Origin of the sequence: Streptomyces sp. Ncost-T10-10d (assembly GCF_900091955.1) — a bacterium.
Lineage (GTDB): Bacteria > Actinomycetota > Actinomycetes > Streptomycetales > Streptomycetaceae > Streptomyces.
The window spans coordinates 22717-47413 of the sequence record NZ_FMDF01000089.1; the positions used below are offsets into that span (position 1 = coordinate 22717).

At 68.3% G+C, this 24697-nt stretch carries 22 protein-coding genes and 1 tRNA gene; 13 read left to right on the forward strand and 10 right to left on the reverse strand.

What is annotated here, in order from left to right; all coding sequences use genetic code 11:
• The first annotated feature begins 33 nt into the window (after nt 1-33).
• Entirely contained in the window at nt 34-1644 is a 1611-nt protein-coding gene (locus tag GA0115254_RS13385; RefSeq protein WP_093895491.1) for an MFS transporter, read from the forward strand.
• A gap of 175 nt (nt 1645-1819) precedes the next feature.
• The gene (locus GA0115254_RS13390) at nt 1820-2182 is read left to right on the forward strand and encodes a peptidase inhibitor family I36 protein (RefSeq protein WP_093895492.1); all 363 of its coding nucleotides are present in this window, start codon (nt 1820-1822) and stop codon (nt 2180-2182) included.
• Between the two features lie 65 nt (nt 2183-2247).
• Here the strand turns inward: GA0115254_RS13390 and aceE are convergent, their stop codons facing one another.
• Nucleotides 2248-4989, reverse strand: coding sequence for a pyruvate dehydrogenase (acetyl-transferring), homodimeric type (gene aceE / locus GA0115254_RS13395; protein ID WP_093895493.1), 2742 nt, complete (start codon nt 4987-4989; stop codon nt 2248-2250).
• 470 nt (nt 4990-5459) lie between these two features.
• Between aceE and GA0115254_RS13400 the strand changes: the two genes are divergently transcribed.
• The 6 genes from GA0115254_RS13400 to GA0115254_RS13425 all read left to right on the forward strand — a co-directional run bounded on the left by GA0115254_RS13400 (nt 5460) and on the right by GA0115254_RS13425 (nt 10150).
• On the forward strand, nt 5460-5897 hold the full coding sequence (locus tag GA0115254_RS13400; RefSeq protein ID WP_093895494.1) for a DUF3052 domain-containing protein: 438 nt from the start codon (nt 5460-5462) through the stop codon (nt 5895-5897).
• A 207-nt stretch (nt 5898-6104) separates the two neighbouring features.
• Nucleotides 6105-6563 carry a peroxiredoxin gene (locus tag GA0115254_RS13405; protein ID WP_093895495.1) on the forward strand — a complete coding sequence of 153 codons (459 nt, stop codon included), beginning with the start codon at nt 6105-6107 and terminating at the stop codon, nt 6561-6563.
• Nucleotides 6564-6710: 147 nt separating this feature from the next.
• On the forward strand, nt 6711-7286 hold the full coding sequence (locus tag GA0115254_RS13410; RefSeq protein WP_072483704.1) for a TerD family protein: 576 nt from the start codon (nt 6711-6713) through the stop codon (nt 7284-7286).
• Nucleotides 7287-7483: 197 nt separating this feature from the next.
• The gene (locus GA0115254_RS13415; protein WP_093895496.1) at nt 7484-8059 is read left to right on the forward strand and encodes a TerD family protein; all 576 of its coding nucleotides are present in this window, start codon (nt 7484-7486) and stop codon (nt 8057-8059) included.
• A 72-nt stretch (nt 8060-8131) separates the two neighbouring features.
• A complete protein-coding gene (locus GA0115254_RS13420) occupies nt 8132-9274 on the forward strand; it encodes a DUF475 domain-containing protein (protein WP_093895497.1) in 1143 nt (380 codons plus the stop codon).
• 141 nt (nt 9275-9415) lie between these two features.
• On the forward strand, nt 9416-10150 hold the full coding sequence (locus GA0115254_RS13425; RefSeq protein ID WP_093895498.1) for a TerD family protein: 735 nt from the start codon (nt 9416-9418) through the stop codon (nt 10148-10150).
• 84 nt (nt 10151-10234) lie between these two features.
• Here the strand turns inward: GA0115254_RS13425 and GA0115254_RS13430 are convergent, their stop codons facing one another.
• Nucleotides 10235-11107 carry a TerD family protein gene (locus GA0115254_RS13430; protein ID WP_093895499.1) on the reverse strand — a complete coding sequence of 291 codons (873 nt, stop codon included), beginning with the start codon at nt 11105-11107 and terminating at the stop codon, nt 10235-10237.
• A gap of 220 nt (nt 11108-11327) precedes the next feature.
• Here GA0115254_RS13430 and GA0115254_RS13435 point away from each other — a divergent pair, with 220 nt between their 5' ends.
• The 4 genes from GA0115254_RS13435 (at nt 11328) to GA0115254_RS13450 (ending at nt 16696) form a co-directional block, all read left to right on the forward strand.
• Nucleotides 11328-12491 carry an HpcH/HpaI aldolase/citrate lyase family protein gene (locus tag GA0115254_RS13435; protein WP_093895500.1) on the forward strand — a complete coding sequence of 388 codons (1164 nt, stop codon included), beginning with the start codon at nt 11328-11330 and terminating at the stop codon, nt 12489-12491.
• Nucleotides 12492-12555: 64 nt separating this feature from the next.
• Nucleotides 12556-15114 carry a phosphoribosyltransferase gene (locus tag GA0115254_RS13440; RefSeq protein ID WP_093895501.1) on the forward strand — a complete coding sequence of 853 codons (2559 nt, stop codon included), beginning with the start codon at nt 12556-12558 and terminating at the stop codon, nt 15112-15114.
• Nucleotides 15111-15977 carry an HAD family hydrolase gene (locus GA0115254_RS13445; RefSeq protein ID WP_093895502.1) on the forward strand — a complete coding sequence of 289 codons (867 nt, stop codon included), beginning with the start codon at nt 15111-15113 and terminating at the stop codon, nt 15975-15977. Before GA0115254_RS13440 ends, GA0115254_RS13445 begins: the two co-directional genes overlap by 4 nt.
• Nucleotides 15978-16036: 59 nt before the next feature.
• The gene (locus GA0115254_RS13450) at nt 16037-16696 is read left to right on the forward strand and encodes an O-methyltransferase (RefSeq protein WP_093895503.1); all 660 of its coding nucleotides are present in this window, start codon (nt 16037-16039) and stop codon (nt 16694-16696) included.
• A 32-nt stretch (nt 16697-16728) separates the two neighbouring features.
• Here the strand turns inward: GA0115254_RS13450 and GA0115254_RS13455 are convergent, their stop codons facing one another.
• From GA0115254_RS13455 to GA0115254_RS13470, 4 genes are all read right to left on the reverse strand, one after another.
• On the reverse strand, nt 16729-16953 hold the full coding sequence (locus GA0115254_RS13455) for an FmdB family zinc ribbon protein (RefSeq protein ID WP_093895504.1): 225 nt from the start codon (nt 16951-16953) through the stop codon (nt 16729-16731).
• Between the two features lie 76 nt (nt 16954-17029).
• The gene (locus GA0115254_RS13460; RefSeq protein ID WP_093895505.1) at nt 17030-17620 is read right to left on the reverse strand and encodes a DUF4383 domain-containing protein; all 591 of its coding nucleotides are present in this window, start codon (nt 17618-17620) and stop codon (nt 17030-17032) included.
• A 127-nt stretch (nt 17621-17747) separates the two neighbouring features.
• A complete protein-coding gene (locus GA0115254_RS13465; RefSeq protein ID WP_093895506.1) occupies nt 17748-19133 on the reverse strand; it encodes a hypothetical protein in 1386 nt (461 codons plus the stop codon).
• Between the two features lie 71 nt (nt 19134-19204).
• Nucleotides 19205-19969 carry a DUF4097 family beta strand repeat-containing protein gene (locus GA0115254_RS13470; protein ID WP_256102547.1) on the reverse strand — a complete coding sequence of 255 codons (765 nt, stop codon included), beginning with the start codon at nt 19967-19969 and terminating at the stop codon, nt 19205-19207.
• Between the two features lie 236 nt (nt 19970-20205).
• On the opposite strand from GA0115254_RS13470, the gene GA0115254_RS13475 reads away from it, so the two are divergent.
• Nucleotides 20206-20280 (forward strand) — tRNA-Val (locus GA0115254_RS13475).
• Nucleotides 20281-20380: 100 nt separating this feature from the next.
• Here GA0115254_RS13475 and GA0115254_RS13480 read toward each other — a convergent pair.
• The 4 genes from GA0115254_RS13480 to GA0115254_RS13495 all read right to left on the reverse strand — a co-directional run bounded on the left by GA0115254_RS13480 (nt 20381) and on the right by GA0115254_RS13495 (nt 24416).
• Nucleotides 20381-21100, reverse strand: coding sequence for a tyrosine-type recombinase/integrase (locus GA0115254_RS13480; protein WP_370740868.1), 720 nt, complete (start codon nt 21098-21100; stop codon nt 20381-20383).
• A 316-nt stretch (nt 21101-21416) separates the two neighbouring features.
• On the reverse strand, nt 21417-22046 hold the full coding sequence (locus GA0115254_RS13485) for a DUF4360 domain-containing protein (RefSeq protein WP_370740870.1): 630 nt from the start codon (nt 22044-22046) through the stop codon (nt 21417-21419).
• 886 nt (nt 22047-22932) lie between these two features.
• The gene (locus tag GA0115254_RS45975; protein ID WP_176740103.1) at nt 22933-23085 is read right to left on the reverse strand and encodes a hypothetical protein; all 153 of its coding nucleotides are present in this window, start codon (nt 23083-23085) and stop codon (nt 22933-22935) included.
• Between the two features lie 218 nt (nt 23086-23303).
• On the reverse strand, nt 23304-24416 hold the full coding sequence (locus GA0115254_RS13495; RefSeq protein ID WP_093895509.1) for a serine hydrolase domain-containing protein: 1113 nt from the start codon (nt 24414-24416) through the stop codon (nt 23304-23306).
• Nucleotides 24417-24697: the final 281 nt, after the last annotated feature.

Sequence of the window (24697 nt, forward strand, 5' to 3'; positions counted from 1 at the left end):
CAACTGTCAGCGACTGACACTAATCTCCCGGGCATGACTAGTCAGACCACCGTCGAAAAGGCGTCGCGGGAGCCGCAGGACACCGCCGTGCCCGCACCTGCCAAGGGGCTGCGCGGCCACCCCTGGCTGACGCTCTTCTCCGTGGCCATCGGCGTGATGATGGTCGCGCTCGACGGCACGATCGTCGCGATCGCCAACCCCGCCATCCAGCAGGACCTGGGCGCCTCGCTCGCCGACGTCCAGTGGATCACCAACGGCTACATGCTCGCCCTCGCGGTCTCCCTGATCACCGCGGGCAAGCTCGGTGACCGGTTCGGCCACCGCCAGACCTTCCTCATAGGTGTCGTCGGCTTCGCCGCGGCATCGGGGGCCATCGGCCTCTCCGACAGCGTCGCACTGGTGATCGTGTTCCGGGTGCTCCAGGGCCTCTTCGGCGCCCTGCTGATGCCCGCCGCGCTCGGCCTGCTGCGCGCCACCTTCCCGGCCGAGAAGCTGAACATGGCGATCGGCATCTGGGGCATGGTGATCGGCGCGTCCACCGCGGGCGGCCCGATCCTCGGCGGCGTGCTCGTCGAGCACGTCAGCTGGCAGTCGGTCTTCTTCATCAATGTGCCGGTCGGTGTGATCGCGCTTCTGCTGGGCCTGCTGATCCTCAAGGACCACCGCGCCGAGAACGCGCCGCGCTCCTTCGACATCGGCGGCATCGTGCTGCTGTCGCAGGCGATGTTCTGCCTGATCTGGGCGCTCATCAAGGGCGCCGAGTGGGGCTGGGGCGACTACAAGACGCTCGGCTTCCTGGGCGCGGCCGTGGCCCTGTTCGTGGTCTTCGCCTTCTCCCAGAAGAACGTCAGGGAGCCGCTGATCCCGCTGGCGATGTTCCGGTCCGTGCCGCTGTCCGCGGGCGTGGTCCTGATGGCGCTGATGGCCTTCGCCTTCTTGGGCGGGCTCTTCTTCGTCACCTTCTACCTCCAGAACGTGCACGGTCTGAGCCCCGTCGACAGCGGTCTGCACCTGCTGCCGCTGACCGGGATGATGATCGTCGCCTCGCCGCTCGCGGGCGCCATGATCACCAAGTTCGGCCCGCGGGTCCCGCTGGTCGGCGGCATGGTCTGCACGGCGGTCGCCATGTTCGGCATGTCCCAGCTGACCGTCGGCACCGGCACCCTCACCATGTCGATCTGGTTCGGTCTGCTCGGCCTCGGCCTCGCCCCGGTGATGGTCGGCGCGACCGAGGTCATCGTCGGCAACGCCCCGATGGAGCTCTCCGGCGTCGCGGGTGGTCTGCAGCAGTCCGCCATGCAGGTCGGCGGCAGCCTCGGCACCGCGGTGCTGGGCGCGGTCATGGCCTCCCAGGTCGATTCGAAGCTGGCCGACAACTGGACGGCCGCGAAGCTTCCGCCCCTTACGCCGGAGCAGCTGGACGCTGCGTCCTCGGCCGTCGAGGTCGGCGTACCGCCGGTGGACGGCAACACTCCGCCGGAGGTCGCGGCGCAGATCGCGGGTGTCGCCCATGACACGTTCGTGTCGGGCATGAGCACGGCGTTCATGGTGGCCGGCATCGTCGCGGTGGCCGCCGCGCTGGTCGCCACGCTCACCAAGCGCGGTGCGAATGCCGAGGCGGGCGCGGGCGCGGGTCACATCTGATCGCTCGTCACGATGCCCCCGGGGCGTCAACACCGTGCGTACAACAGCCCCGTCGGACCGTTCCGGCGGGGCTGTCGCCTATCAGGGTGGTGTGACCCGCAGCCCCTTCCCCGGGTGTCGCCCCGCGGGTCAGGGTGCGTGCAACTGATTCGCACCACCACGGGGGTCGATTTCCATGCGTATGACCGTTCTTGCCGCCGCCCTGGCCGTCACCGCCCTGATTCCGCAGGCCGCGGCCCACTCCGCACCCGCCCGGCCCGGGGCCTGCGGAAGCGGTCAGCTCTGCCTCTGGGAGAAGCCGGGCTTCACCGGAGCCCGGCAGGTCCACGAGCTGTCCACGATCGACATCGAGAGCTGTGTCCCGCTGCCGGCGGGCAGCAAGGTCCAGTCGCTCGCCAACCGCACGGGCCGGCCCGTCGCCACGTACCAGTCGGCGGAGTGCGCCGAGACGGGTGAGTTCGAGACCTATCCGGGCGGCGGCACCTGGGTGCCCCAGTCCCCGTACCAGGTCAGGGCCTTCAAGGTCTGGGAGAACTGACCGGACACGCCGAAGGGCGGCGGGACCAGGAGGTCCCGCCGCCCTTCGACCGTGGTTCGTCGTGCCTACGCGTCGCCGCCGGCCGCGCCCGGGTCGGCCGCGGTCACATCCAGCAGCTCGTACCGGTCGATCGCCGTCTTCAGCAGCGAACGGTCGATCCGGCCCTCCTTCGCGAGCTCGGTGAGCACCGCGAGGACGATCGACTGCGCGTCGATGTGGAAGAACCGGCGGGCCGCACCACGGGTGTCGGCGAAGCCGAAGCCGTCCGCACCCAGCGACTGGTACGCACCGGGCACCCAGCGCGCGATCTGGTCCGGTACGGAACGCATCCAGTCCGAGACCGCCACGAACGGGCCCTCGGAGCCGGAGAGCTTCCGCGTGACGTACGGGACGCGCTGCTCCTCCTCGGGGTGCAGCAGGTTGTACCGCTCCACGTCCACGGCCTCGCGGCGCAGCTCGTTCCAGGAGGTCGCCGACCAGACGTCCGCCCTGACGTTCCACTCGTCGGCGAGGATCCGCTGCGCCTCCACCGCCCACGGGACCGCCACACCGGACGCCATGATCTGGGCCGGGATCTCGCCCCGATCGGCGCTCTTGTAGCGGTACACGCCCTTGAGGATGCCTTCGACATCCACGTTCTCGGGCTCGGCCGGGTGCTGGATCGGCTCGTTGTAGACGGTGAGGTAGTAGAAGACGTCCTCGTTCTCTTCGGGGGTCCCGCCGTACATCCGGCGCAGACCGTCCTTGACGATGTGCGCGATCTCGTAACTGAAGGCCGGGTCGTACGCGACACAGCCGGGGTTGGTCGAGGCGAGCAGCTGCGAGTGGCCGTCCGCGTGCTGGAGACCCTCACCGGTCAGAGTCGTACGACCGGCGGTCGCACCCAGCACGAAGCCGCGCGCGAGCTGGTCGGCCATCTGCCAGAACTGGTCGCCGGTGCGCTGGAAACCGAACATCGAGTAGAAGACGTACACCGGGATCAGCGGCTCGCCGTGCGTGGCGTACGCCGAGCCGGCGGCGATCAGCGAGGCCGTGCAGCCGGCCTCGGAGATGCCGTCGTGCAGCATCTGACCGGTCGGCGACTCCTTGTACGCGAGCAGCAGATCGCGGTCCACCGCCTCGTACTGCTGACCCAGCGGGTTGTAGATCTTCGCGCTCGGGAAGAACGCGTCCATGCCGAAGGTGCGGTACTCGTCGGGCGCGATCAGCACGAAGCGCTTGCCGATCTCCTTGTCCCGCATGAGGTCCTTCAGGATGCGGACGAACGCCATGGTCGTGGCGATCGACTGCTGGCCCGAACCCTTCTTCGCGGTCGCGTACGTCTTGTCTTCGGGGAGAGCCAGCGGCTTCGCACGCACCACACGGGTCGGGACATAGCCGCCCAGACCCTTGCGGCGGTCGTGCATGTACTGGATCTCTTCCGAGTTGCGGCCCGGGTGGTAGTACGGCGGGTAGCCCTCGTCCAACTGCTTGTCCGTGATCGGGATGTGCAGCCGGTCGCGGAACCGCTTGAGGTCCTCGACCGTGAGCTTCTTCATCTGGTGGGTCGCGTTGCGGCCCTCGAAGTTCGGCCCCAGCGTCCAGCCCTTGACCGTCTGCGCCAGGATCACCGTCGGCTGGCCCTTGTGGGCCTTGGCCGCCGCATAGGCCGCGTAGACCTTCCTGTGGTCGTGACCGCCACGGCCCAGGTGCAGGATCTGGTCGTCGGTCATGTCCTTGACCATGTCGCGCAGCCGCGGGTCGTCCCCGAAGAAGTGCTGACGGATGTACGCGCCGGACTCGGTGGCGTACGTCTGGAACTGACCGTCCGGCGTGGTGTTCAGCTTGTTGACCAGGATGCCCGTGCGGTCCTGCGCGAGCAGCGGGTCCCAGGAACGGTCCCAGACCAGCTTGATGACATTCCATCCGGCGCCGCGGAACTGCGACTCCAGCTCCTGGATGATCTTGCCGTTGCCGCGCACCGGACCGTCGAGGCGCTGCAGGTTGCAGTTGACCACGAAGGTCAGGTTGTCCAGGCCCTCACGGGCGGCGATGGAGAGCTGGCCGAGCGACTCGGGCTCGTCCATCTCGCCGTCGCCCAGATACGCCCACACGTGCGACTGGGAGGTGTCGGCGATGCCGCGCGCCTGCATGTAGCGGTTCATCCGGGCCTGGTAGATCGCGCCGAGCGGGCCGAGGCCCATCGAGACGGTCGGGAACTCCCAGAAGTCCGGCATCAGTCGCGGGTGCGGGTAGCTGGACAGGCCGTTCGGCGCCTTCGACTTCTCCTGGCGGAAGGCGTCGAGCTGCGCCTCGCTCAGCCGGTCGAGCAGGAAGGCGCGGGCGTAGATGCCCGGGGACGCGTGCCCCTGGAAGAAGATCTGGTCGCCGCCCAGACCGTCGTCCTTGCCCCGGAAGAAGTGGTTGAAGCCCACGTCGTACAGCGAGGCCGAGGAGGCGAAGGTGGCGATGTGGCCGCCGACGCCGATCCCCGGACGCTGGGCGCGCGACACCATCACGGCCGCGTTCCAGCGGGTCGCGTTGAGGACCTTGCGCTCGATCTCCTCGTCGCCGGGGAAGAACGGCTCGTCCTTCGTGGCGATCGTGTTCACGTAGTCCGTGCTGCGCATCTCCGGCACGGCGACGCGCTTCTCGCGCGCACGCTCGATGAGCCGGAGCATCAGATAACGGGCCCGCTCACGGCCTCGCTCGTCGACCGCGGCGTCGAGCGAGTCGAGCCATTCCTGGGTCTCTTCGGGATCGAAGTCCGGGACCTGGCTCGGCAGGCCGCCAATGATGATCGGGTTGCGATCGGATCCGGAAGCCACGCTGTTCCTTCGCTATTAGGTGCTGCTCTACGGGGCCTGGTTACGGGAGAACATGCCCCCGGGATGTATGCATGTACGCCATCACCATCGTGTACCGCAGGGGCGCAAACGTCATCTCTACCGAGGGGTAACCGCCGTGTTGCGAGACATCGCGTCCGTGGCGCGGGGATGGGCTGGTCCAAACCGCAACCATACGCCCAACCCGTCCAAGCGTTCCCAAAGGATGTTCGACTCCGAATGGCGGACCGAAACGGCATAAGCTGTGGAAGGACGTAAAGGGTGTGACGGTAGCGCTCGGCCCCCGCAGGGGACCTGCCGACAGTGCGGCGACGTGGCAGGGAACGTCACCGTTTAGGCGGTCTCGCACGCTGGGTACTTGCGCGATCCGCCGCTCCCGTGTGGACTACGGCCAACGCCCCGCGCACGCGCGTGGCTGAAGCATTTTCCGAAACATGATCAGGAGGCAACCCGTGAGCGCGACCGCGGACCACGCGGAGGAGCGGACCAACCCGGCAGCACGCCTGGGGTTCGAGCCCGGACAGGTGGTCCAGGAGATCGGCTACGACGACGACGTCGAGCAGGAGCTCCGTGAGGGCATTGAGGCCACTATCGGCCAGGATCTCGTCGATGAGGACTACGACGACGTCGCAGACGTCGTCCTGCTGTGGTTCCGCGACGAGGACGGCGACCTTACGGACGCGCTGGTGGATGCCATTGGTCTGATCGAGGACGGCGGCGCGGTCTGGCTGATGACGCCGAAGACCGGCCGTGATGGATACGTCGAACCGAGCGACATCAACGAGGCTGCACAGACCGCCGGTCTCTCCCAGACCAAGAGCATCAATGCAGGCAAGGACTGGACGGGAAGCCGTCTGGTCACACCGAAGGCGGCCAAAGCCAAGCGCTGAACCGCATTCGCCACGCACTCGCCCTGAAGGCCTCCGACGGCATGAGCCGCCGGAGGCCTTCTTCGTACGGCTCCATGCGCCCTCTTGCGTACGGCTGGGGCGCAGGGTGCCCCCGCGCGGGCGCTGCGTGGCCTGCTGCGGGCTCTGCGTAGGGTGGGAGCCACCCGGACAGCCCAGCCCGGTGGACGTAGCGAAGGGACGCGTTTCATGGCGATCGAGGTCGGTACCCAGGCCCCGGATTTCGAGCTGAAGGACAACCACGGCCGGACCGTGAAGCTCTCCGACTTCCGCGGCGAGAAGAATGTCGTGCTGCTGTTCTACCCGTTCGCCTTCACCGGCGTCTGCACGGGTGAGCTCTGCGCGCTCCGCGACGAGCTGCCGAAGTTCGAGAACGACGACACGCAGCTGCTCGCCGTCTCCAACGACTCCATCCACACCCTGCGCGTCTTCGCCGAGCAGGAAGGTCTCGAGTACCCGCTGGTCTCGGACTTCTGGCCGCACGGCGAGACCTCGCGGGCCTACGGCGTCTTCGACGAGGAGAAGGGCTGCGCGGTGCGCGGCACCTTCATCATCGACAAGGAGGGCGTGGTGCGCTGGACCGTCGTCAACGGTCTGCCCGACGCGCGGGACCTCAACGACTACATCAAGGCGCTCGACACGCTCTGATCCGGGACCGGAGGATCCGCGGGCGTCCCGGCCAAAAGCCTGCTTTGGCCGGGAACCGGTCACTAGGATCCACTCGTTGATCGGATGCCAACGCAACGTGGAGGCGCCGGCAGCCGCCGGCCCCCAAGGAAACCAATGGGAGGACTCGTGGGAGTCAGCCTCAGCAAGGGCGGCAACGTCTCGCTGACCAAGGCCGCGCCCAACCTGACGGCGGTCATCGTCGGTCTGGGCTGGGATGCTCGTACCACCACCGGTGGTGACTTCGACCTCGACGCCAGCGCCCTGCTGACGAACGCCGAGGGCAAGGTCGGCAGCGACGGCAACTTCGTCTTCTTCAACAACCTCAAGAGCCCCGACGGCTCCGTCGAGCACACCGGTGACAACCTCACCGGTGAGGGCGAGGGCGACGACGAGGTCATCAAGGTGAACCTGGCCGGAGTTCCGGCCGATGTCGACAAGATCGTCTTCCCGGTCTCGATCTACGAGGCCGAGACCCGCCAGCAGAGCTTCGGCCAGGTGCGCAACGCGTACATCCGCGTGGTCAACCAGGCCGACAACAGCGAGCTGGCGCGTTACGACCTGAGCGAGGACGCCTCGACGGAGACCGCCATGGTCTTCGGCGAGCTGTACCGCAACGGGGCGGAGTGGAAGTTCCGCGCCATCGGTCAGGGTTACGCCTCGGGGCTGCGCGGTATCGCGCAGGACTTCGGCGTCAACGTCTGACCGGACGCGACCGGGCCGAGCCGCCGAGGCGCGGCCCGGTCCGCGTCAGCATGTACCCCGTCCGGCGCCGCACCCCGTGCGGCGCCGGATGCGCTGAACAGCCGGTTCGGCAGCTCAAGCTCCGGCTGCTGAACGGCTGGACGGCTGAACGGTTCGACAGCTCAACAGACGGTTCATCGACTCGGGGAGGACACACCATGGGCGTCACGCTCGCCAAGGGAGGCAATGTCTCCCTCTCCAAGGCCGCACCCAACCTCACCCAGGTGCTGGTCGGGCTCGGCTGGGACGCACGATCCACCACGGGCGCCGACTTCGACCTCGACGCCAGCGCGCTGCTGTGCCAGTCGGGCCGGGTGCTCGGCGACGAATGGTTCGTGTTCTACAACAACCTCACGAGCCCCGACGGCTCCGTGGAGCACACCGGTGACAACCTCACGGGTGAGGGCGAGGGCGACGACGAGTCGGTCATCGTGAATCTCACTCAGGTGCCTGCGCACTGCGACAAGATCATTTTTCCGGTCTCGATCCATGAGGCGGACAATCGAGGGCAGACCTTCGGGCAGGTCGGCAATGCGTTCATCCGTGTGGTGAACCAGGCGGACGGTCAGGAACTCGCGCGTTACGACCTCAGCGAGGACGCCTCGACGGAAACCGCGATGATCTTCGGTGAGCTCTACCGGTACAACGGCGAGTGGAAGTTCCGTGCAGTGGGACAGGGGTACGCGTCGGGGCTGCGCGGCATCGCTCTAGACTTCGGGGTCAACGTTTCGTAAAGCCGCGCACGGCGCGGGGGAGCCCCGTACACACCCGGGGGAGACCCGTTACATAACACGATGGGGTAGCCAGTGCTTCTGAAAACCTTCGGCTGGTCGTTCGCGGTTACCGCGCTCGGCCTGGTCGCAGCGGTGATCTACGGGGGGTGGGAAGCCTTCGGAGTGGTTGCGATTCTTTCCGTCCTGGAGATCTCGCTGTCCTTCGACAATGCGGTGGTCAACGCCGGAATCCTGAAGAAGATGAATGCCTTCTGGCAGAAGATCTTCCTCACGGTCGGTGTGCTCATCGCGGTCTTCGGTATGCGGCTGGTGTTCCCCGTCGTGATCGTGGCCATCACCGCCAAGCTGGGTCCGATCGAAGCGATCGATCTTTCGTTCAACCAGCCCGAGCGCTACCAGGAACTGGTCACGGACGCCCACCCGGCGATTGCCGCCTTCGGTGGCATGTTCCTGCTGATGATCTTCCTCGACTTCATTTTCGAGGAGCGTGACATCCAGTGGCTGCGCTGGATCGAGCGGCCGCTCGCCAAGCTCGGCAAGGTCGACATGCTGTCGGTCTGCATCGCGCTGATCGTGCTGCTGATCACGTCCATGACCTTCGCGACGCACGCGCACCAGCACGGCGGCGGCCACGCGGACAAGGCGGAGACCGTCCTGCTCGCCGGAGTCGCGGGTCTGATCACGTACCTGATCGTCGGCGGTCTCTCCGGCTTCTTCGAGAACAAGCTGGAGGAAGAGGAGGAACGGGAGCACGAGGTCGAGGAGGAGGCCAGGAAGACGGGTAAGAAGGTCTCCGCGGTCGTACTCGCCGGCAAGGCCGCGTTCTTCATGTTCCTCTACCTGGAAGTGCTCGACGCGTCCTTCTCGTTCGACGGTGTCATCGGCGCCTTCGCCATCACCAACAACATCGTGCTGATGGCCCTCGGCCTGGGTATCGGCGCCATGTACGTCCGGTCGCTCACGGTCTACCTGGTCCGTCAGGGCACCCTCGACGACTACGTCTACCTGGAGCACGGCGCCCACTACGCCATCGGCGCGCTGGCCGTCCTCCTCCTCGTCACCATCCAGTACCAGATCAACGAGCTCATCACCGGTGGCATCGGCGTCGTGCTGATCGGCTGGTCCTTCTGGTCCTCCGTCCGGCGCAACAAGGCGCTGGAGGCCGCAGGCGGGGACGACGCAGGTTCCAAGGCAGAAGTCCCGTCCGGGGTGTGACCCGGTAGGGATTGAGGAACGCTCTCAGCGGGGCGGTCCGTACGGCGACGGTTCTCCGGGAACACCCGGGCCCGGCCCGGCGGCCGCCCCGCAGTGATGTGTGCGGGGCCGGTGCACTACCGATACGTGTGGGGGTTGGGGATGGCGTTCTGGGACAGCCTGTGGCCGAGGCGGGAGGCGCAGTTCGAGTCGGGCAACGCGTCGACCAGCTCCATCGTGCTCTCCAGGCGGCACGCCACGGTCTCGTTGACCAAGCAGGGTGCGCTGACCGGCAATCTGCGGGTCAACCTCTCCTGGCGGATGCGTACGTCCGACATCGAGGGCAGGTCGCGGCAGAGCGGCCGGCTGCTGCGCCCCATGAAGCTCTTCCAGCCCGATGTGGTCCAGGCGCACACCCAGGGCATGGTCAATGTCGACCTGGACCTGGGCTGCATGTACGAGCTGAAGGACGGCACCAAGGGCGTGGTCCAGCCCCTGGGCAATCTCATCGGCGACCTGAACGGGCCGCCGTACATCCGGCTCAGCGGGGACGACCGCTTCGGGGCACCGTCGGGCGAGACCGTCTACGTCAATCTCGACCAGCGCGAGAAGATCAAGCGGCTGCTGTTCTTCGTCTACATCTACGACCAGACGCCTGCCTTCGACCGTACGCACGCCATGGTGACGCTCTACCCGGGCAACGGCCCGCGGATCGAGATCGAACTCGACGAGCGAGCACCGCAGGCCCGCTCCTGCGCAGTGTTCACGGTGGAGAACATCAAGGACGAGCTGATCGTGCGGCGCGAGGTGAAGTTCGTGTACGGATTCCAGTCGGAGCTGGACCGGCTGTACGGCTGGGGCATGCAGTGGGGGCGGGGCTACAAGTCCCGGACCTGAGCCGACACCGGACGGCCCGCACGCGGTTCAGGGGCACCTCAGGGCCGTTCCGGGGCCGCGTTCCACGGCCGTCTCCTGGCCGTCTCAGGTCCGTACGAACTGCGGCCCCTGCGGGGGCAGCACGAAATTCGGGTCAGGGGCCGGCGCCGCAGCCGCGGCAGGCTGCGGGTAGCCGTAGGCGGGCGGGGCGACGGAAGGCTGCGGATACCCGTACGCGGGCTGCGGAGCCGGCTGGGCCACCGCGGGCTGCGGGTAGCCGTAGGCGGGCTGCTGGTGCTGGACGGTGACCTGCGAGTCCGGGCCGGGGGCCGGCGTGGGCGGGAACGCGGGCACGGGCGGCGGAAAAGCGGGCGCTGATACGGGTGAGGGAACCGTCACCGGTGAGGGGGCCGGGTCGGGCTCCGCCGCGGCCTCCGCCTCGTCGACCGAGATACCGAAGGCGGTCGCCAGACCGACCAGGCCGGTCGGATAGCCCTGTCCCACGGCCCGGAATTTCCAGCCATCGCCGCGCCGGTAGAGCTCGCCGCAGATGATCGCCGTCTCCTCGCCGGTCTCCGGCCGCACATCGAAGACGGCGAGCGGGTCCCCGCCCACCGATGCCGCGTCGTACAGCAGGATGCGCAGATCGCGCACCTGAGCGAATGCGGCTCCGTCGGAGGATGCGGCGATCACCACCTGATCGACCGAGGAGTCGAGCGCGCCCAGGTCGGCCTCGATGCTGTCCGTGAGTCCCTCGGGGACACTGCGCTTCGGCAGCCGTCGCACCAGGCCGGAGGGGTGGCGGGGCTGGTTGTAGAAGACGAAGTCCTCGTCCGAGCGCACGCGGCCACCGGTTCCGAGCAGCAGTGCCGAGGCGTCCACATCCGGAACCCCGGCCCCCGGGGTCCAGCACAGCACGGCCCGTACGGCCATGGTGTCCAGAGGGACGTTCGAGCCTTTCACCATCGCGTGCGTCATGCCCGTCATCCTGCCTGCTGGCTGCCTGTGCGGACAACGCGGGGGGCGCACCGGATGTCTCGGCGGTGCATCGGAACGACGTCGTCCGCAGTACGTGGACCCGTCGGGAAATGGACGAGTTACCCGGAATTCATGCACGTAGGGAACTGTTGACACCCGTCCGTACGTACTATTACCGGCCATACGTTGTCCGGTCTGTCAGGCAGTTCGGGGGAATCACATGCGTCATTTCGGGCATATAGCGCCCGCTGCGAGAGAGGGTCTGTTCTTCCAGGAGCCGTGCGAATTCGGTGCGGACTCGCCGGCCGGCATGCTTTCGGCCGCCCTGGGAGCGACCCTGTACAGCCCTGCCACCAGGCCGCGACTTGCTGACGATGTCATCAAGCAGGCCGGGCGCGGTGTCGTCTCGATGGTGCTGTGCCTGGAGGACTCGATCGATGACTCCGAGGTGGTCGGCGCCGAGGAGAACCTGGTCAGGCAGTTCGCGGACCTCGATGCGCGCGGCTCCGAGGTGCCCCTGCTCTTCATCCGGGTCCGGGAACCGGGCCAGATGGTGGACCTGGTGAGTCGGCTCGGCCCCAGCGTCCGATTGTTGTCTGGTTTTGTACTTCCGAAGTTCACCGAAGAGCGTGGCGTGCCCTTCATGGAAGCACTCGCCAACGCTGAAAAGACGTGTGGGCAGCGCCTGTTCGCGATGCCCGTTCTCGAATCGCCCGAGCTGCTGCATCTGGAAACCCGCAGGGAAGCACTCCGGGGCATCAGTCGCACCGTCAACAAATACCGCGAGCGGATACTCGCACTGCGGCTCGGCGTGACCGACTTCTGCTCGGCCTACGGGCTCCGCAGAGCGCCCGACATGACTGCGTACGACGTACAGATCGTCAGCGCCGTCATAGCCGACGTGGTCAACGTGCTGGGCCGGGCGGACGGCACGGGCTTCACGATCACCGGCCCGGTGTGGGAATACTTCCGGCTCCAGGAGCGCATGTTCAAACCGCAGCTGCGCCGCAGCCCCTTCCTGGAGGGCCGAGCCGAGGAACTGCGCACGGCACTGATCGAGCACGACCTGGACGGTCTGCTGCGCGAGATCGAGCTCGACCGGGCCAACGGCCTGCTCGGCAAGACCTGCATTCACCCGTCGCACGTCGCGCCCGTGCATGCACTGTCCGTGGTCAGTCACGAGGAGTTCAGCGACGCACAGGACATCCTGCGGCCGGAACGCGGCGGCGGCGGCGTCATGCGCTCCGCGTACACGAACAAGATGAATGAAGTGAAGCCGCACCGTGCCTGGGCCGAGCGGACCCTGCAGAGGGCCGAGGTCTTCGGCGTGGCGAGGGAAGACGTCGGCTTCGTGGAACTGCTGGCCGCGGGCCTCGCGGAATGAGCGGGCCTCGTGGAACGAGCGGGCCTCGCGGAATGAGCGGGCCTCGTGGAACGAACGTGTCTCGATGAGCGAGCGCGTGGCAAGGAAAGAGACGGCGAACGTGGTGTGGTCGGGCAGCTGGGTGGCACAGCGACTGGGCGTCGAGCTCGTCGGCGACGGGAAGCCCGACGGCGACAGGGAGCTGAGGGACCTGCTGGGCCTCGCCCTGCGCCGCAACCCCAAGCGGGCCCATCTGCTCGTGTCGAACGTGCTCGGCAAGCACGTGCCGCAGAAGCCCTCCGTGGTGTACGGCGTCGGATTCGAGCTCGGCTGCCGGGTGCGCGAACTCCTCGGTGACGCCGAGGCGCGCCGGGCGGTCGTGCTCGGTTACGCGGAGACGGCCACCGGTCTCGGCCACGCGGTCGCCGACGGGCTCGGCGTGGCGCCGTACCTGCATTCGACGCGCCGCCCCGTCGAGGGCGTGCAGCGGGCGGGCGGCTTCGAGGAGTCGCACTCGCACGCCACCTCGCACCTGCTGCTTCCGGAGGACCCGAACCTCCTGGCGGGCGAGCGCGGCCCGACGGAAGCGGACACGGATGCATACGCGGACGCACCGCTGGTGCTGGTGGACGACGAATTCTCCACGGGCAACACCGTGCTCAACACCATCCGCGCGCTGCACGAGCGATACCCGCGCAGCCGGTACGTCGTCGTCGCCCTGGTGGACATGCGGTCGCCGGCCGACCAGGGACGGCTGACCGAGTTCGCCGCCGAGATCGGCGCGCGCGTCGACCTGGTGGCGAGGAGCTCGGGCACGGTCACCCTCCCGGAGGGCGTCCTGGAGAAGGGCCGGGCACTGGTCGCCGCGCATGAGGGGGCAGGTTCCGCCGGTCCCCGAGCGGCCGTCGAGCAGGGGCGCCGACCGTGCACCAGGGTCGACCTCCAGTGGCCCGCCGGTGTGCCCGACGGCGGACGGCACGGCTTCACCCCCGCCCACCGGGCCGCCCTCGAACCGGTCCTCCCGGCCATGGCCGCCCGTATCGCCGCGTCACTGGGTGATGCCCGCCGCGTACTGATCCTCGGCTTCGAGGAGCTGATGTACGCCCCCCTCCGCCTGGGCGCGGCCCTGGAGGACCACACCGACGCCGAGGTGCGCTACTCGACGACCACGCGTTCCCCCGTCCTCGCCGTGGACGATCCCGGCTATGCGATACGCAGCCGGCTGGTCTTCCCGGCCCACGACAATCCGGCCGACGGCCCCGGTGACCGGTACGCGTACAACGTCGCGGGCGCCGGTTTCGACGCCGTGGTCGTGACCGTCGACTCCACCGCCGACACCCCCGAACTCCACGCCCCCGACGGCCTGTTGGCACAGCTCGCCGCGCACACCGACCACGTCCTGCTCGCGGTCGTCCCCTCGTACGTCCCGTCGGGCCTCCCCTCGTACGTCTCCGAACGGCAGGAAACCCCCATGCTGCCCGAGCCCCTCCGCGGCCCCGCCTTCTCCTCCTATGCGCCGGACGAAGTCGGCTGGCTGCTCCAGGACCTCTCGGACACCGAACTGGAGGCGCCCACCGAGGAGCGCGAGGAGGCGATACAGAGCGGTGGCGCGCACTACGCCGAGTCGCTCCCTGTCGAGTACCAGCCGTCCGCCCAGTACCAGAGTCTGTTCAAGGCGGCGCTGGACCTGTCGGCCGCACGCGTCGCGCGCGCCGTCGGCACCGTCACCGAGACGGTCCTCGCCGAGCTCCCCCACAGCCGAAAGCGTGGGGGGACCCCCTCCGCTCGCCCCGTCCTGGTCTCGCTCGCCAGGGCCGGCACCCCCGTCGGCGTGCTCATGCGACGCTGGGCCCGGCACCGGCACGGACTCGATCTGCCGCACTACGCCGTCTCCATCGTGCGGGGCCGCGGCATCGACGCCAACGCCCTGCGCTGGCTGGCCGCCCATCACGATCCGGCGGATGTCGTCTTCGTCGACGGCTGGACCGGCAAGGGGGCGATCACGCGTGAACTGTCCGCAGCGCTCGACGGGTTCGACGGATTCAACCCCGAGATCGCGGTCCTGGCCGACCCGGGCGGCTGCGTCCGCACCTACGGCACCCGCGAGGACTTCCTCATCCCGTCCGCCTGCCTCAACTCCACTGTGTCCGGGCTGATTTCGCGGACCGTCCTCCGCTCCGACCTGGTCGGACCCGACGATTTCCACGGCGCGAAGTTCTACCGGGAGCTTGCGGACACCGATGTGTCCGGCCACTTCCTCGACACCGTCGCCGACCACTTCGACGAGGTCGCCGACGCCGTGGACGCCGAGGCCAAGGAGATGCTCGCGGCCGACCGCGCACCCACCTGGGAGGGCTGGGCCGCAGTGGAACGCATCAGTGAGGAGTACGGCATCCACGATGTGAACCTGGTCAAGCCGGGCGTCGGCGAGACGACCCGCGTACTGCTGCGCCGCGTCCCGTGGAAGATCCTCGCCAAGCGCGGCGCGGGCGCCGACCTCGAGCACATCCGCCTGCTGGCCGGGCAGCGAGGCGTACCGGTCGAGGAGGTCGACGAACTCCCCTACACCTGCGTCGGGTTGATCCACCCGAAGTACACCAGGGGCGCGACGGGCGCGGACGGCAAGGCGGTGGAGTCGAAGTGACCACCCCGGCCACCGCGGCCACCCCGGCCGCCCCCGTGGCACTGGTCGCCAGCGACCTCGACCGCACCTTGATCTACTCGACGGCAGCGCTCCAGCTCCCCATGCCGGACGCCGAGGCCCCCCGGCTGCTCTGCGTAGAGGTGTACGAACACAAGCCGCTCTCCTACATGACCGAGACGGCCGCGACGCTGCTCGACGAACTCGCCCGCACCACGGTCTTCGTCCCGACGACCACCCGTACCCGCGAGCAGTACGGGCGCATCCATCTCCCCGGTCCCGCACCGCGGTTCGCGATCTGCGCCAACGGGGGACATCTCCTCGTCGACGGCGAATCCGACCCCGACTGGCAGACGCAGGTCTCCCGCAGGCTCGCCGACGAATGCGCCTCGCTCGCCGAGGTCCGCGCCCATCTCCTGGCCGCGGCCGACCCCGCCTGGCTGCTCAAGGAACGGGTCGCCGAGGACCTTTTCGCCTATCTCGTCGTCGAACGCGCGCTGCTGCCCGAGGGCTGGGTCAAGGAACTGGGGGAGTGGGCGGAGACCCGCGGCTGGACGGTCTCCCTCCAGGGCCGCAAGATCTACGCCGTGCCGGGCCCGCTCACCAAGAGCGCCGCCATGAGTGAAGTCGCCCGGCGCACCGGTGCCACGCTCACCCTCGCCGCAGGTGACAGCCTCCTCGACGCCGACCTGCTCCTGTCCGCCGACCGCGCCTGGCGCCCGGCCCACGGCGAACTCGCCGACACCGGCTGGAGCGCCCCGCACGTCGATGTGACGGCGGAGCACGGCGTGGCGGCGGGCGAGGAGATCCTGCGCCACTTCCTCCGGGCGTCGGGCCCGGCGCAGGGCGCCCCCGTCCAGCAGTAGCAGTATGTGAGGACAGGGCGGCGCGGGACCGGCCCGATGGGACCGACGAGGAGCATGCGATGACCAAGGGCAACGAAACCAAGATCACGGACGAGCTTTACGCGTACATGCTGGCGCACAACCCACCGCTCGACACGGTGCAGCGCGAGCTCGTCGAGACCACGTACGCACGCCTCCCCGACCAGGCCGGCATGCAGTCCGCCGAGGAACAGGGACCGCTGCTCGCCTTCCTCGTCCGGCTGACCGGGGCCCGGCACATCGTGGAGGTCGGGACGTTCACCGGCTTCTCCGCCCTGTCGATGGCGCAGGCACTGCCCGCCGACGGACGGCTGATCGCCTGTGACGTCTCGGAGGAGTGGACCGCATACGGCCGGGAGGCGTGGGAGAAGGCGGGCGTCGCCGACCGGATCGAACTCCGTATCGCCCCCGCGCTCGACACACTGCGGGCGATGCCGGCCGAGCCGCACATCGACCTCGCCTATCTGGACGCGGACAAGGGCAACTACATCCCTTACTGGGAGGAACTGGTGCCCAGGATGCGGCAGGGCGGTCTCGTCGTCACGGACAACGTGCTCTTCCACGGCAGGGTGACCGACCCGCAGGCGACCGGAGGAGCGGCGGCGATCAAGGAATTCAACAACCATGTGGCCGCCGATCCGCGGATGGACAGTGTGCTGCTCACCGTGTCGGACGGGCTGACGCTCTCCCGTAAGCGGTAGGAGCCGCAGGCCGCGACTCCGGTTGCCCGCTCTCAGCCGCAGCAACCTCCGCCGCAGCAGCCGCCCCCGCCGCCGCCGGCGGACGGCGCGGCGGGCGCGGACTTGGCCGACGAGCCGCCCACGGCCACGGTGGACAGAAGCTTCACGGTGTCGGCGTGTCCGGCGGGGCAGGAGGCCGGGTCCGAGGACTGGGCCATCGGGCGGCTGAGTTCGAACGTGTCTCCGCAGGAGCGGCAGCGGTACTCGTAACGAGGCATGGCCCCAGGCTATCCGGCGCCGGCCCGGGGCAGACAGGCACGACGGCCGACCGGTGGTACGGGGACGTGGTACGGGTCACGGACGGCGGACAACAGGCATCGTCGGCGGCGTTGCCTTCCGGCCCATCCGCACCTCCCGCGCGGCCTCGTCGGGATGGCGGGCCCGCCAGTACGGGTTGTCGTGCGGAAGACCGCCGCTGACCCGCCCGTACATCCCGAACATCATCAGCATCAGGCCGACCACAAAGCTGAACAGCACATTCTGCATGTGGAAGGCGAGGAAGTTGTAGTCGGTGTCGAGCAGCGCGAGATTGATGAATCCGCTGAGGATGAAGGCGATGCCCAGAATCATGTTGAGCGTCGAGGCGAAGTTGCCGCCGATCACCATCCCGATGAACAACAACAGGCCGACGCAGATGGACAGGACGCTGAGGGCACCGTTCGTGTTGAGACCGGCGACGGTGGCACCGCCGGTGCTGAAGAAGCCGATCTCGTCGATCAGCCCCAGGATTCCGAAGGCGAGAAGCACCAGCCCCATCAGTCCCGCCCCGACCCGGTAGACGCGGTTCAGCCGGTGATCGACCGGAAGGTGCTTGTCGAGTTGGGTGACCCTACGGGGGCGCCGCGGGGTCTGTCGTCCGGTGGTGTGCAGTACATGGGTGGCCATTTCGGCCTCCTTCGCGCGTACTACCAGGATCCGTCCACGGGGATGCTGCCGCACATCAGAAGGGCCGAAGGACCCGAACCCGGCGTATCGGAACCCGACGTATCAGGAGGGCTGTCGCCGCCGCACGTCACCCGCCGGCCCCGCGCTCCTCACGGATCTCGGAGACCACCCGCGCCACTGTCTGCCGTACCGCTTCGGTCTCGGTCAGAAAGTGCCAGTAGTCGGGGTGGCGCCCCTCCAGACCGGTGACGGCGCGCTCCAGCCGGGCCACGGCATCGTCCAGCGGACGGGCATGACGCGGATCGGGAGTGTTGCGTCCGGCCATGGCCAGGCGCTGGGCGTCCCGGATCGCGAACCGGGTTCGCTGGATCTCCTGCTGCGGGTCCTTGGCCACATCGTTCAGCCGGTGCAGCCGGTCGCCGGCCGCGGACACCGCCTCGTCCGTGGCGTTCAGCAGGGCGCGCACCGTGCTCAGCCGGGAGGTCGCATCGGCCCACCGCTGCTCGTCCCGCGCCTTGGCGGCTTCCTTCAGCTTCTCCTCGGCCTGCCGCACATTGGTCGCCGCCTGCTCCGGCACCGGCTGGAGGTCCTGCCAGCACGCCGCGGAGAACCGCCGCCGCAGCTCGCTCAGCACCGGCTCCACGGAGCCCGCTCGGGTCGTCAACGCCTGGGCGCGGGTACGCAGCGACACCAGCCGGTGGTCGATCTCGGCGGCCCGTTCGGGCAACTGGGCCGCCTCTGCCCGTACCGCCTCGGCATCGCGCAGCACCCGATCGGCACGCTGCAGGGTCTCCGGAACGCCGTGCCGGCCGGCGCCCTGGTTGAGCTTGGTCAGTTCGGGAGCGAGGGCCGCCAGCCGCGCGGCGAGGTCGTCCGCCCGCAGTCCGGACGCCCGCACCGCATCGAGAGCATTGCTCGCACCGAGAAGCGCCTGCCGGGCCCGCTCCACGGCGGGCGCGAGCCGGGCGAGCTGCGTCTCCGCGTTGCCGAGCAGCGGCCCGAGCCCCTGTGCGAACCGGTCCAGCTCGCCCTTGACCCGCACCAGCTCGTCCTTGGCCGCGGTCAGCTCCGTCCTGGCACGGGCCGCGACGGCCGGCTCCAGATCGTCCCGGTCCAGGTCGTGTGCGTCGACCGCGGTGATGTACGTATGACTGGCCTCGTCGATCCGCCGCCCGAGAGCAGCGAAGTCATCCACGGCCTTGCGCGCACCGGGCGAGCTGTCCACCGCGGTGATCGTCTCGATCGAGATCCGCAGATCGCGCTGGGCCGTGTCCAGCTCGTAGAAGGCGGCAGCGGCTGCGTCCTTCGCGGCCTGCGCATCGGCGCGCTGACTCTCCCCGCGCCCACCGAACCAGCGTCTCGTCCCGCCACCGGCGAACGCGGCCGGCAACGCGGCGGCGAGCAGCGGCACCGGCAGCAACATCAGCGCGAGGACGTCCCCGACACCCCGGAAACCCTTGACGGCGGAATTCTCACCCGCTCCCGCCTGCGGCCGCGCGTGTGTCGCCGTCACATCCCTCTCCCGTGCCGTTTCGCCCTGCCCGGTACATTCTCCCACCAGGTAAGGACGAACACACGGGTCGGTTAGTTCACGCTTCGGACCGTGACTTGGCCGTTGTCGCTCCGGGCCTTCACCACGTGGCCGCTGTTGTCGCTCCGCGGCGCGTCCACCGAGACACGTCCGTTGTGGGCGACGGCGTCCACCGCATACCTCACGGAGCCGCCCGGCAGATCAATGGTGATCCCTCCGTTGTCGCTCTCGGTGTCCACGAGATCGGGCACGGAGTCGAACCCCAGCTGGATCCTGCCGTTGTCGGACCGAGCCGATACGGACTTGGCCGAGATCCCTTCGGTGAGGATGCCACCGTTGTCGCTCCCCAGTTCGAGCGGCCCGCTGGAGTCCCGGACGGTCACCATCCCGTTGTCGGCGTGGAGCGTAAGGGGAGTGTCGAAGCCGGACGCGACGATCTTTCCGTTGTCCCCCTTGACGACCACCGCCACCCCGCGCGGCACCTTCACCTGGTGCTGCGAGGCGCAGTCGCTGATCAATGCCCGGCATTTCACCTGGAGCGTGAGCGTGTCGTCCTGCATCTTCCACTTGGGGTCGGGTCCGTTCCCGAGAACCACCCACCCGTCGACATGACGGGTCACCTCGACCTTCCGTACATCGGCCGGTACGAGCTCCAGGGACGTGTGACCGGAGTCGATGGTCAGCGTCTTCCCACTGAGCGCGAACGACTTGTGCTCGGCAGGCGCGTCGCCCGGATCGGTACTGCCGCAGCCGGTGAGGGCAAGACCGAGCAGCAGGGCCCCTCCGGATGCGATGAGAGTGCGGATACGGAGTGCCACGATGATCTTTCCCCCAGGTCGTACGGCGGGCGGTCCCGACCGTGTACACCTCACCGTACGTACACCCGCCCACCCGGCAGAATCCGGACGGCTACCGTATGAGGGGTGGGGATATCCCCCGGACACCGCCACAGCCACCCGGGCCGCACCCCGGACGCCGCCGCCTCCTTCCCTGCCGTTCCCGGCACCGTTTGTGACCGTGGGCCGTAGTCCATGTACGCTGTTGCCTCATCCACGGGTGCGTAGCTCAGGGGTAGAGCGCTGCTCTTACAAAGCAGATGTCGGCGGTTCGAAACCGTCCGCGCCCACCAGTAGGAAGCACGACAAAGGCCCAGGTCACCGGTACTGAACCGGGAGCCTGGGCCTTGTTCGTTCCTCAGCCGCGGAGGCGGGGGAGAGGCGTCGTGCCAGTTACGTGCCAGATGCGTTGCCAGGCTCTGCCGGCCGGACCTTCCTGATCTGCTCGTCGACATGGGCGGCGATCGCATGGTCGCGGCCGTTCACCAGGTGCTGATAGATCAGCGCGGCTCGCACCGAGGAGTGGCCCATGCGCTGCATCAGCTCGCGCGTGGTTGCACCGCCGGTCGCGGCGAGGGTGTTCCCGGTGTGGCGCAGATCGTGGAAGTGGACGTCTCCGAGGCCGGTCGTTTCCAGGGCCCGCAGCCACAGGCGGCGGAAGTTGTTCCGGCGAAGTTGCCCGCCGCGTGCTCCGGTGAACTCGAGTCCGGTGCGGCCTGGCTCGGCGTACGTGTCGAGATGAGCGGCCAGACTTTCCGACAGCGAGGCCGGGAAGGCGACGGTGCGCACGCCGGCCGCGCTCTTGGGTGCCTTGGCCAGGATGCCGTCCGTGCGGGTCTCGGCCAGGGCACGCCGCACGGCGACGGTTCGCCGTTCGAGGTCGACGTCATGGCGCTGGAGCGCGGCCAGCTCCCCGAGGCGGAGGCCGGTGAAGGCCGCCAGGAGGATGAACACCCGGATGCGCGCCGGCACGGCATCGGCGAGCTGGAAGACCTCGGTGACGTCAAGGCACCCGGCTGCGCTCCGCTCCGCCGGGCGCGCTTCCCGGCTCTGGCTGCGCCCGCGCTCCTGCCTTCGGCCCGCTCGGCGCTGCCGCCGCCGACGCGAGCCCACAACTGGCTAGGCCCGGAGGGCATGAGACGAGAACCAAGCCCGCGGCTTCAAGACATGCCTCCGGCGGGGGCGCTCAGATTCCGGGATGGACGGGGCGCCGTTCGCGAGCGCCGGCCGGAGCGTGGCGAGCGTCGTGGGCTCCCATCCCGACCACCTTCGACCCAGGCAGAGCCGAGCAGTCGCGGCCCAGGGCGTCAAGGTCGTTCGTACAGTGGCGCGCTCCACCTTGACGCCCTGAACCACGCCCGCTCCACGGTGTGTGGCGGCCATCTGGGAGCGCCCGGCGTTGTGGACGCAGGCGAAGAGCACCAGGAGATCACCGACACTGCCTCCAGGCCAGGTGGTACACGGTTTGGATGTTGCCGTCCGTCGAGTCCATCTCCATGAAGCTGGTGGCGCTCGGGCTCGAGGTGCCGCGATCGACCCCCAGTTCAGTGTTGATGGTGAGGTTGCGCCCCTCTCCGCAGCGGGCGACGTCCCGGGCGGCGATGTGCACGGTGTCGGTCGTCTGCCAGTTGTTGTTGAACCCGCCTGGGAAGTGATGGGTGAAGTTGGTGGTGTGGGCATCTCCCTGGAAGTGGTAGCTGGCCCGTTGGGTCCCTGACGCGCCCGGCGCCAGTGACGCGAAGCCCATGTAGGTGGCGGACACGATCGCGTACATGGAGCGGCGACCGGGGACGTGCAGAAGCAGGTTGAGCTGACAGTTCTTCCGGTCGGTCGACGGCGAGCTGGGCCCCACCTGGGCGAGGTAGTTACTGTAGGTGACGGTGAAGGTGGTTTGGTCGGGGGAGATGGCCACGGCGGCCGTCCCCGGCGGGCAACCGGAACCATTGGCCGTCACGCTGTCGATGACGATCCGGGCCGGCGGCGGGGGCGGGTGGCCGCCGAAGGCCGCCGAGCCGAACAAGGATGTAGCGACACCAGTCGCGGCCAGCGCGCGGAGCACCATGGGCTTCCCTTCAGTCGTCCACGGATCCAGGGCGGGCGTCGCTTTCTGAGCCCGACCTTCGGTTTTCCCGTGGACATCGCACCACACGCTGCGTGTCCGCGCACAGAAGGTGACGCTCCAGTCACTCAAACGGCCTTCAGGGTGGAGACCTCGTTCACCCACGCACGGGGACAGAGCGACGCGAAGTCTCAAACCACTGTCTGACATCCATCGTTGACATCAGCGAACACGGACAGCGGCGTACCTCCTGGCTAACCGGCGTACGGCGCGCAGTAGTAAGACGCCGAGTCCGCGGAGACCGGATTGAACTTACAAGGCAGGTGTCGCCTACGCCGCACGTGCCAGATCCGTGCCAGAACGAGCGGTCAGCCACGGTCAATTGGGGTGTGAGAGGGCGCGGGTACGCGCTGCCAGGCTTGGTGCCGTTGTACGGCTGTTGACCAGCCAAGACCGTCCCGTGATCGGCGCCAGGCTTACAAAGCAGATGTCGGCGGTTCGAAACCGTCCGCGCCCACCAGATTGACCAGCACAGCAGGAAAGAAGGCCCAGGTCGGAGCACATCCGGTCTGGGCTCTTTGCGTTTTGGGGCACCCTGACTACGGCCATGCGCACTCTGACTACACCCTCAGTACCGCACCCCGTCCCCTGAAGATCTCCTAAACGATCTTGGATAGGTGCAGGTCAGGACTAAGTTCCCGGACTTACAGAAGCGGCCCGGCCCCCAAGGGGTCGGGTCGCTTCTGCGTTCGCGCCAAGTGGTCCGCTCCGGAAGTCTTTCGGGGGTTGATCGCGCGGCGAGGCGGAACGAGGATTCTTCCTGGTGATCGGCTGTGTGCCGGTCGAGCCTGTCCAGCAGTTCGTCCAGGCCGGAGGTGGTGAACCCTCACTGGAATGGCTGTGCTGTGGCGTTGTAGCGGTCTTCGAAGGCTCGGAGCCGGTCCCCGACCTGGGCAAGGTCGGTGAAGTCGTTGGGCGTGACGACCTTGCGATGCACGGCGGAGAAGTAGAAGGGCCTGGATGGAGCGGCAACGGACATGGCAGACAGGCCGATCGTGATAAGTGGGTCAAGACAGCGGCAGGCTGCCGTGTCCACGACGGCTGCAGCGAAGCCGTCCATCCATCGGACACGGCATCCAGAACGGGCAGGATGGCCGCCCCGCCCACACCCGCCGAGTCCACCGAGACCTCACTGACCCGGAGGCTGACCGGCCGTGCCCGCACCGCCTGGCCTCAGCTGCGCTCGACCGGAGAGTCTCAGCTGGTGGCGGCCTTCGCGACGAGCTCGCTGATCTGATTGACCGCGGCGGAAGGACCGGGGAAGAACCGGTTCTTGGTCAGCGCGAAGGAAATGCCGGTCGCTGTGTCGGCATACGCCGCGCTGCCTCCCATGCCGGGCATGCCGAAAGCGCTCAGCGTCTCCTGCGGGTTGGCCCCGGGCCTGCCGAGGTTGTAGCCCAGCGCGCGCGGTGTCGGGAAACCGACCATCTGGTCGACGTCGGCCGTGGCCAGGGCCGTGGCCTCGCGCAGCCGCTCGTCCGAGACCAGCCGGACACCGTCCACCTCGCCAAGCAGCGCGGCGTACATCCTGGCCACCGCGCGGGCGGACATCGTGCCGCCTGAGGGAATGTCCGAAGTGAGCACTACGGGGCTGTTTCCGTACTTGGCGCTGGGGGTCACGGCGGGCGGCGTGGCCTTGAGCATTGGCATGTCGGCGGGCATCGCTGCCATCATCGCGGCGGTACCGGGCGCGTCCTCGAGTCGGGCGAGTCGGCCGAGCTCGGACTCCGGGACGCCGAAGAACAGCTCGTCGGCGATGCCCAGCGGAGCCGCCACCTCCTGCCTGAGTACGTGCGAGATCGGTTTGTCGGTGGCCCGGCGAACGATTTCGCCCATCACGAAGCCCCAGGTCATCGCGTGGTAGCCGGTCTTGGTCCCGGGCTCCCACCAGGGCTCGGAGTCGGCGATCAGGGCACACATCCTGTCCCAATCAGCCAGGTCCTGCACCGTGAGGTCGGACGGCACTGCCGGGACGCCGATGGAGTGGGTCAGCGCGTGGCGGATGGTCGCCTTGTTCTTGCCGTGGGCGCCGAACTCGGGCCAGAGCTCCACGATCGGCGTGTCATAGTCAAGGGTGCCGCGGTCTGCGAGGACGTGCACCACCGTCGCGGTCACACCCTTACCGGTGGAGGCGCTGTAGAACGGGATGTCCGAGGTGACCGGACGGCCGCTGTCCGGATCGGCGACGCCCGCCACCGCGTCCACCACCAACTCACCGTGCTGATACACCGCGACCTGGATCCCCAGCTCGGCGCCCGACTCCACCAGCTGGTCAATGGCCTGTTGCACAAGCTTCTGCATGATGTTCATGCCCTCTCGGTCTTTGGCTGCGGCGCTTGTGGGCACCGTTCACCCGAGAGTCGGCACCAACGGTGAGATCTTGACATCTGCACAGCACTACTCGGCGCTGCCCGACCATCAGGCTGGCGAAGCTCGGTGATCTGGGACGAGAACCCGAACGACCGCCCCCGACATCTGAGAAGGCACCACCCACGACATCGGCTCCGGAGTCAACCCCCGAAGGACTTCGGAGCCGACCACTCAGCCGTTAGGACTGACCATCAACAGGTGGTGATCACGCGCCAACCCGC

Bases quoted from the DNA above. Each gene is read 5' to 3' on its own strand.
- GA0115254_RS13435 (WP_093895500.1), top strand. From the start codon at position 11,328: ATGCGTCATTTCGGGCATATAGCGCCCGCTGCGAGAGAGGGTCTGTTC.
- GA0115254_RS13495 (WP_093895509.1), bottom strand. From the start codon at position 24,416: ATGAACATCATGCAGAAGCTTGTGCAACAGGCCATTGACCAGCTGGTG.
- GA0115254_RS13430 (WP_093895499.1), bottom strand. From the start codon at position 11,107: ATGACGCACGCGATGGTGAAAGGCTCGAACGTCCCTCTGGACACCATG.
- GA0115254_RS13415 (WP_093895496.1), top strand. From the start codon at position 7,484: ATGGGCGTCACGCTCGCCAAGGGAGGCAATGTCTCCCTCTCCAAGGCC.
- GA0115254_RS13455 (WP_093895504.1), bottom strand. From the start codon at position 16,953: ATGCCTCGTTACGAGTACCGCTGCCGCTCCTGCGGAGACACGTTCGAA.
- GA0115254_RS13390 (WP_093895492.1), top strand. From the start codon at position 1,820: ATGCGTATGACCGTTCTTGCCGCCGCCCTGGCCGTCACCGCCCTGATT.
- GA0115254_RS13405 (WP_093895495.1), top strand. From the start codon at position 6,105: ATGGCGATCGAGGTCGGTACCCAGGCCCCGGATTTCGAGCTGAAGGAC.
- GA0115254_RS13450 (WP_093895503.1), top strand. From the start codon at position 16,037: ATGACCAAGGGCAACGAAACCAAGATCACGGACGAGCTTTACGCGTAC.
- GA0115254_RS13440 (WP_093895501.1), top strand. From the start codon at position 12,556: ATGAGCGAGCGCGTGGCAAGGAAAGAGACGGCGAACGTGGTGTGGTCG.
- GA0115254_RS13385 (WP_093895491.1), top strand. From the start codon at position 34: ATGACTAGTCAGACCACCGTCGAAAAGGCGTCGCGGGAGCCGCAGGAC.
- GA0115254_RS13460 (WP_093895505.1), bottom strand. From the start codon at position 17,620: ATGGCCACCCATGTACTGCACACCACCGGACGACAGACCCCGCGGCGC.
- GA0115254_RS13425 (WP_093895498.1), top strand. From the start codon at position 9,416: ATGGCGTTCTGGGACAGCCTGTGGCCGAGGCGGGAGGCGCAGTTCGAG.
- GA0115254_RS45975 (WP_176740103.1), bottom strand. From the start codon at position 23,085: ATGTCCGTTGCCGCTCCATCCAGGCCCTTCTACTTCTCCGCCGTGCAT.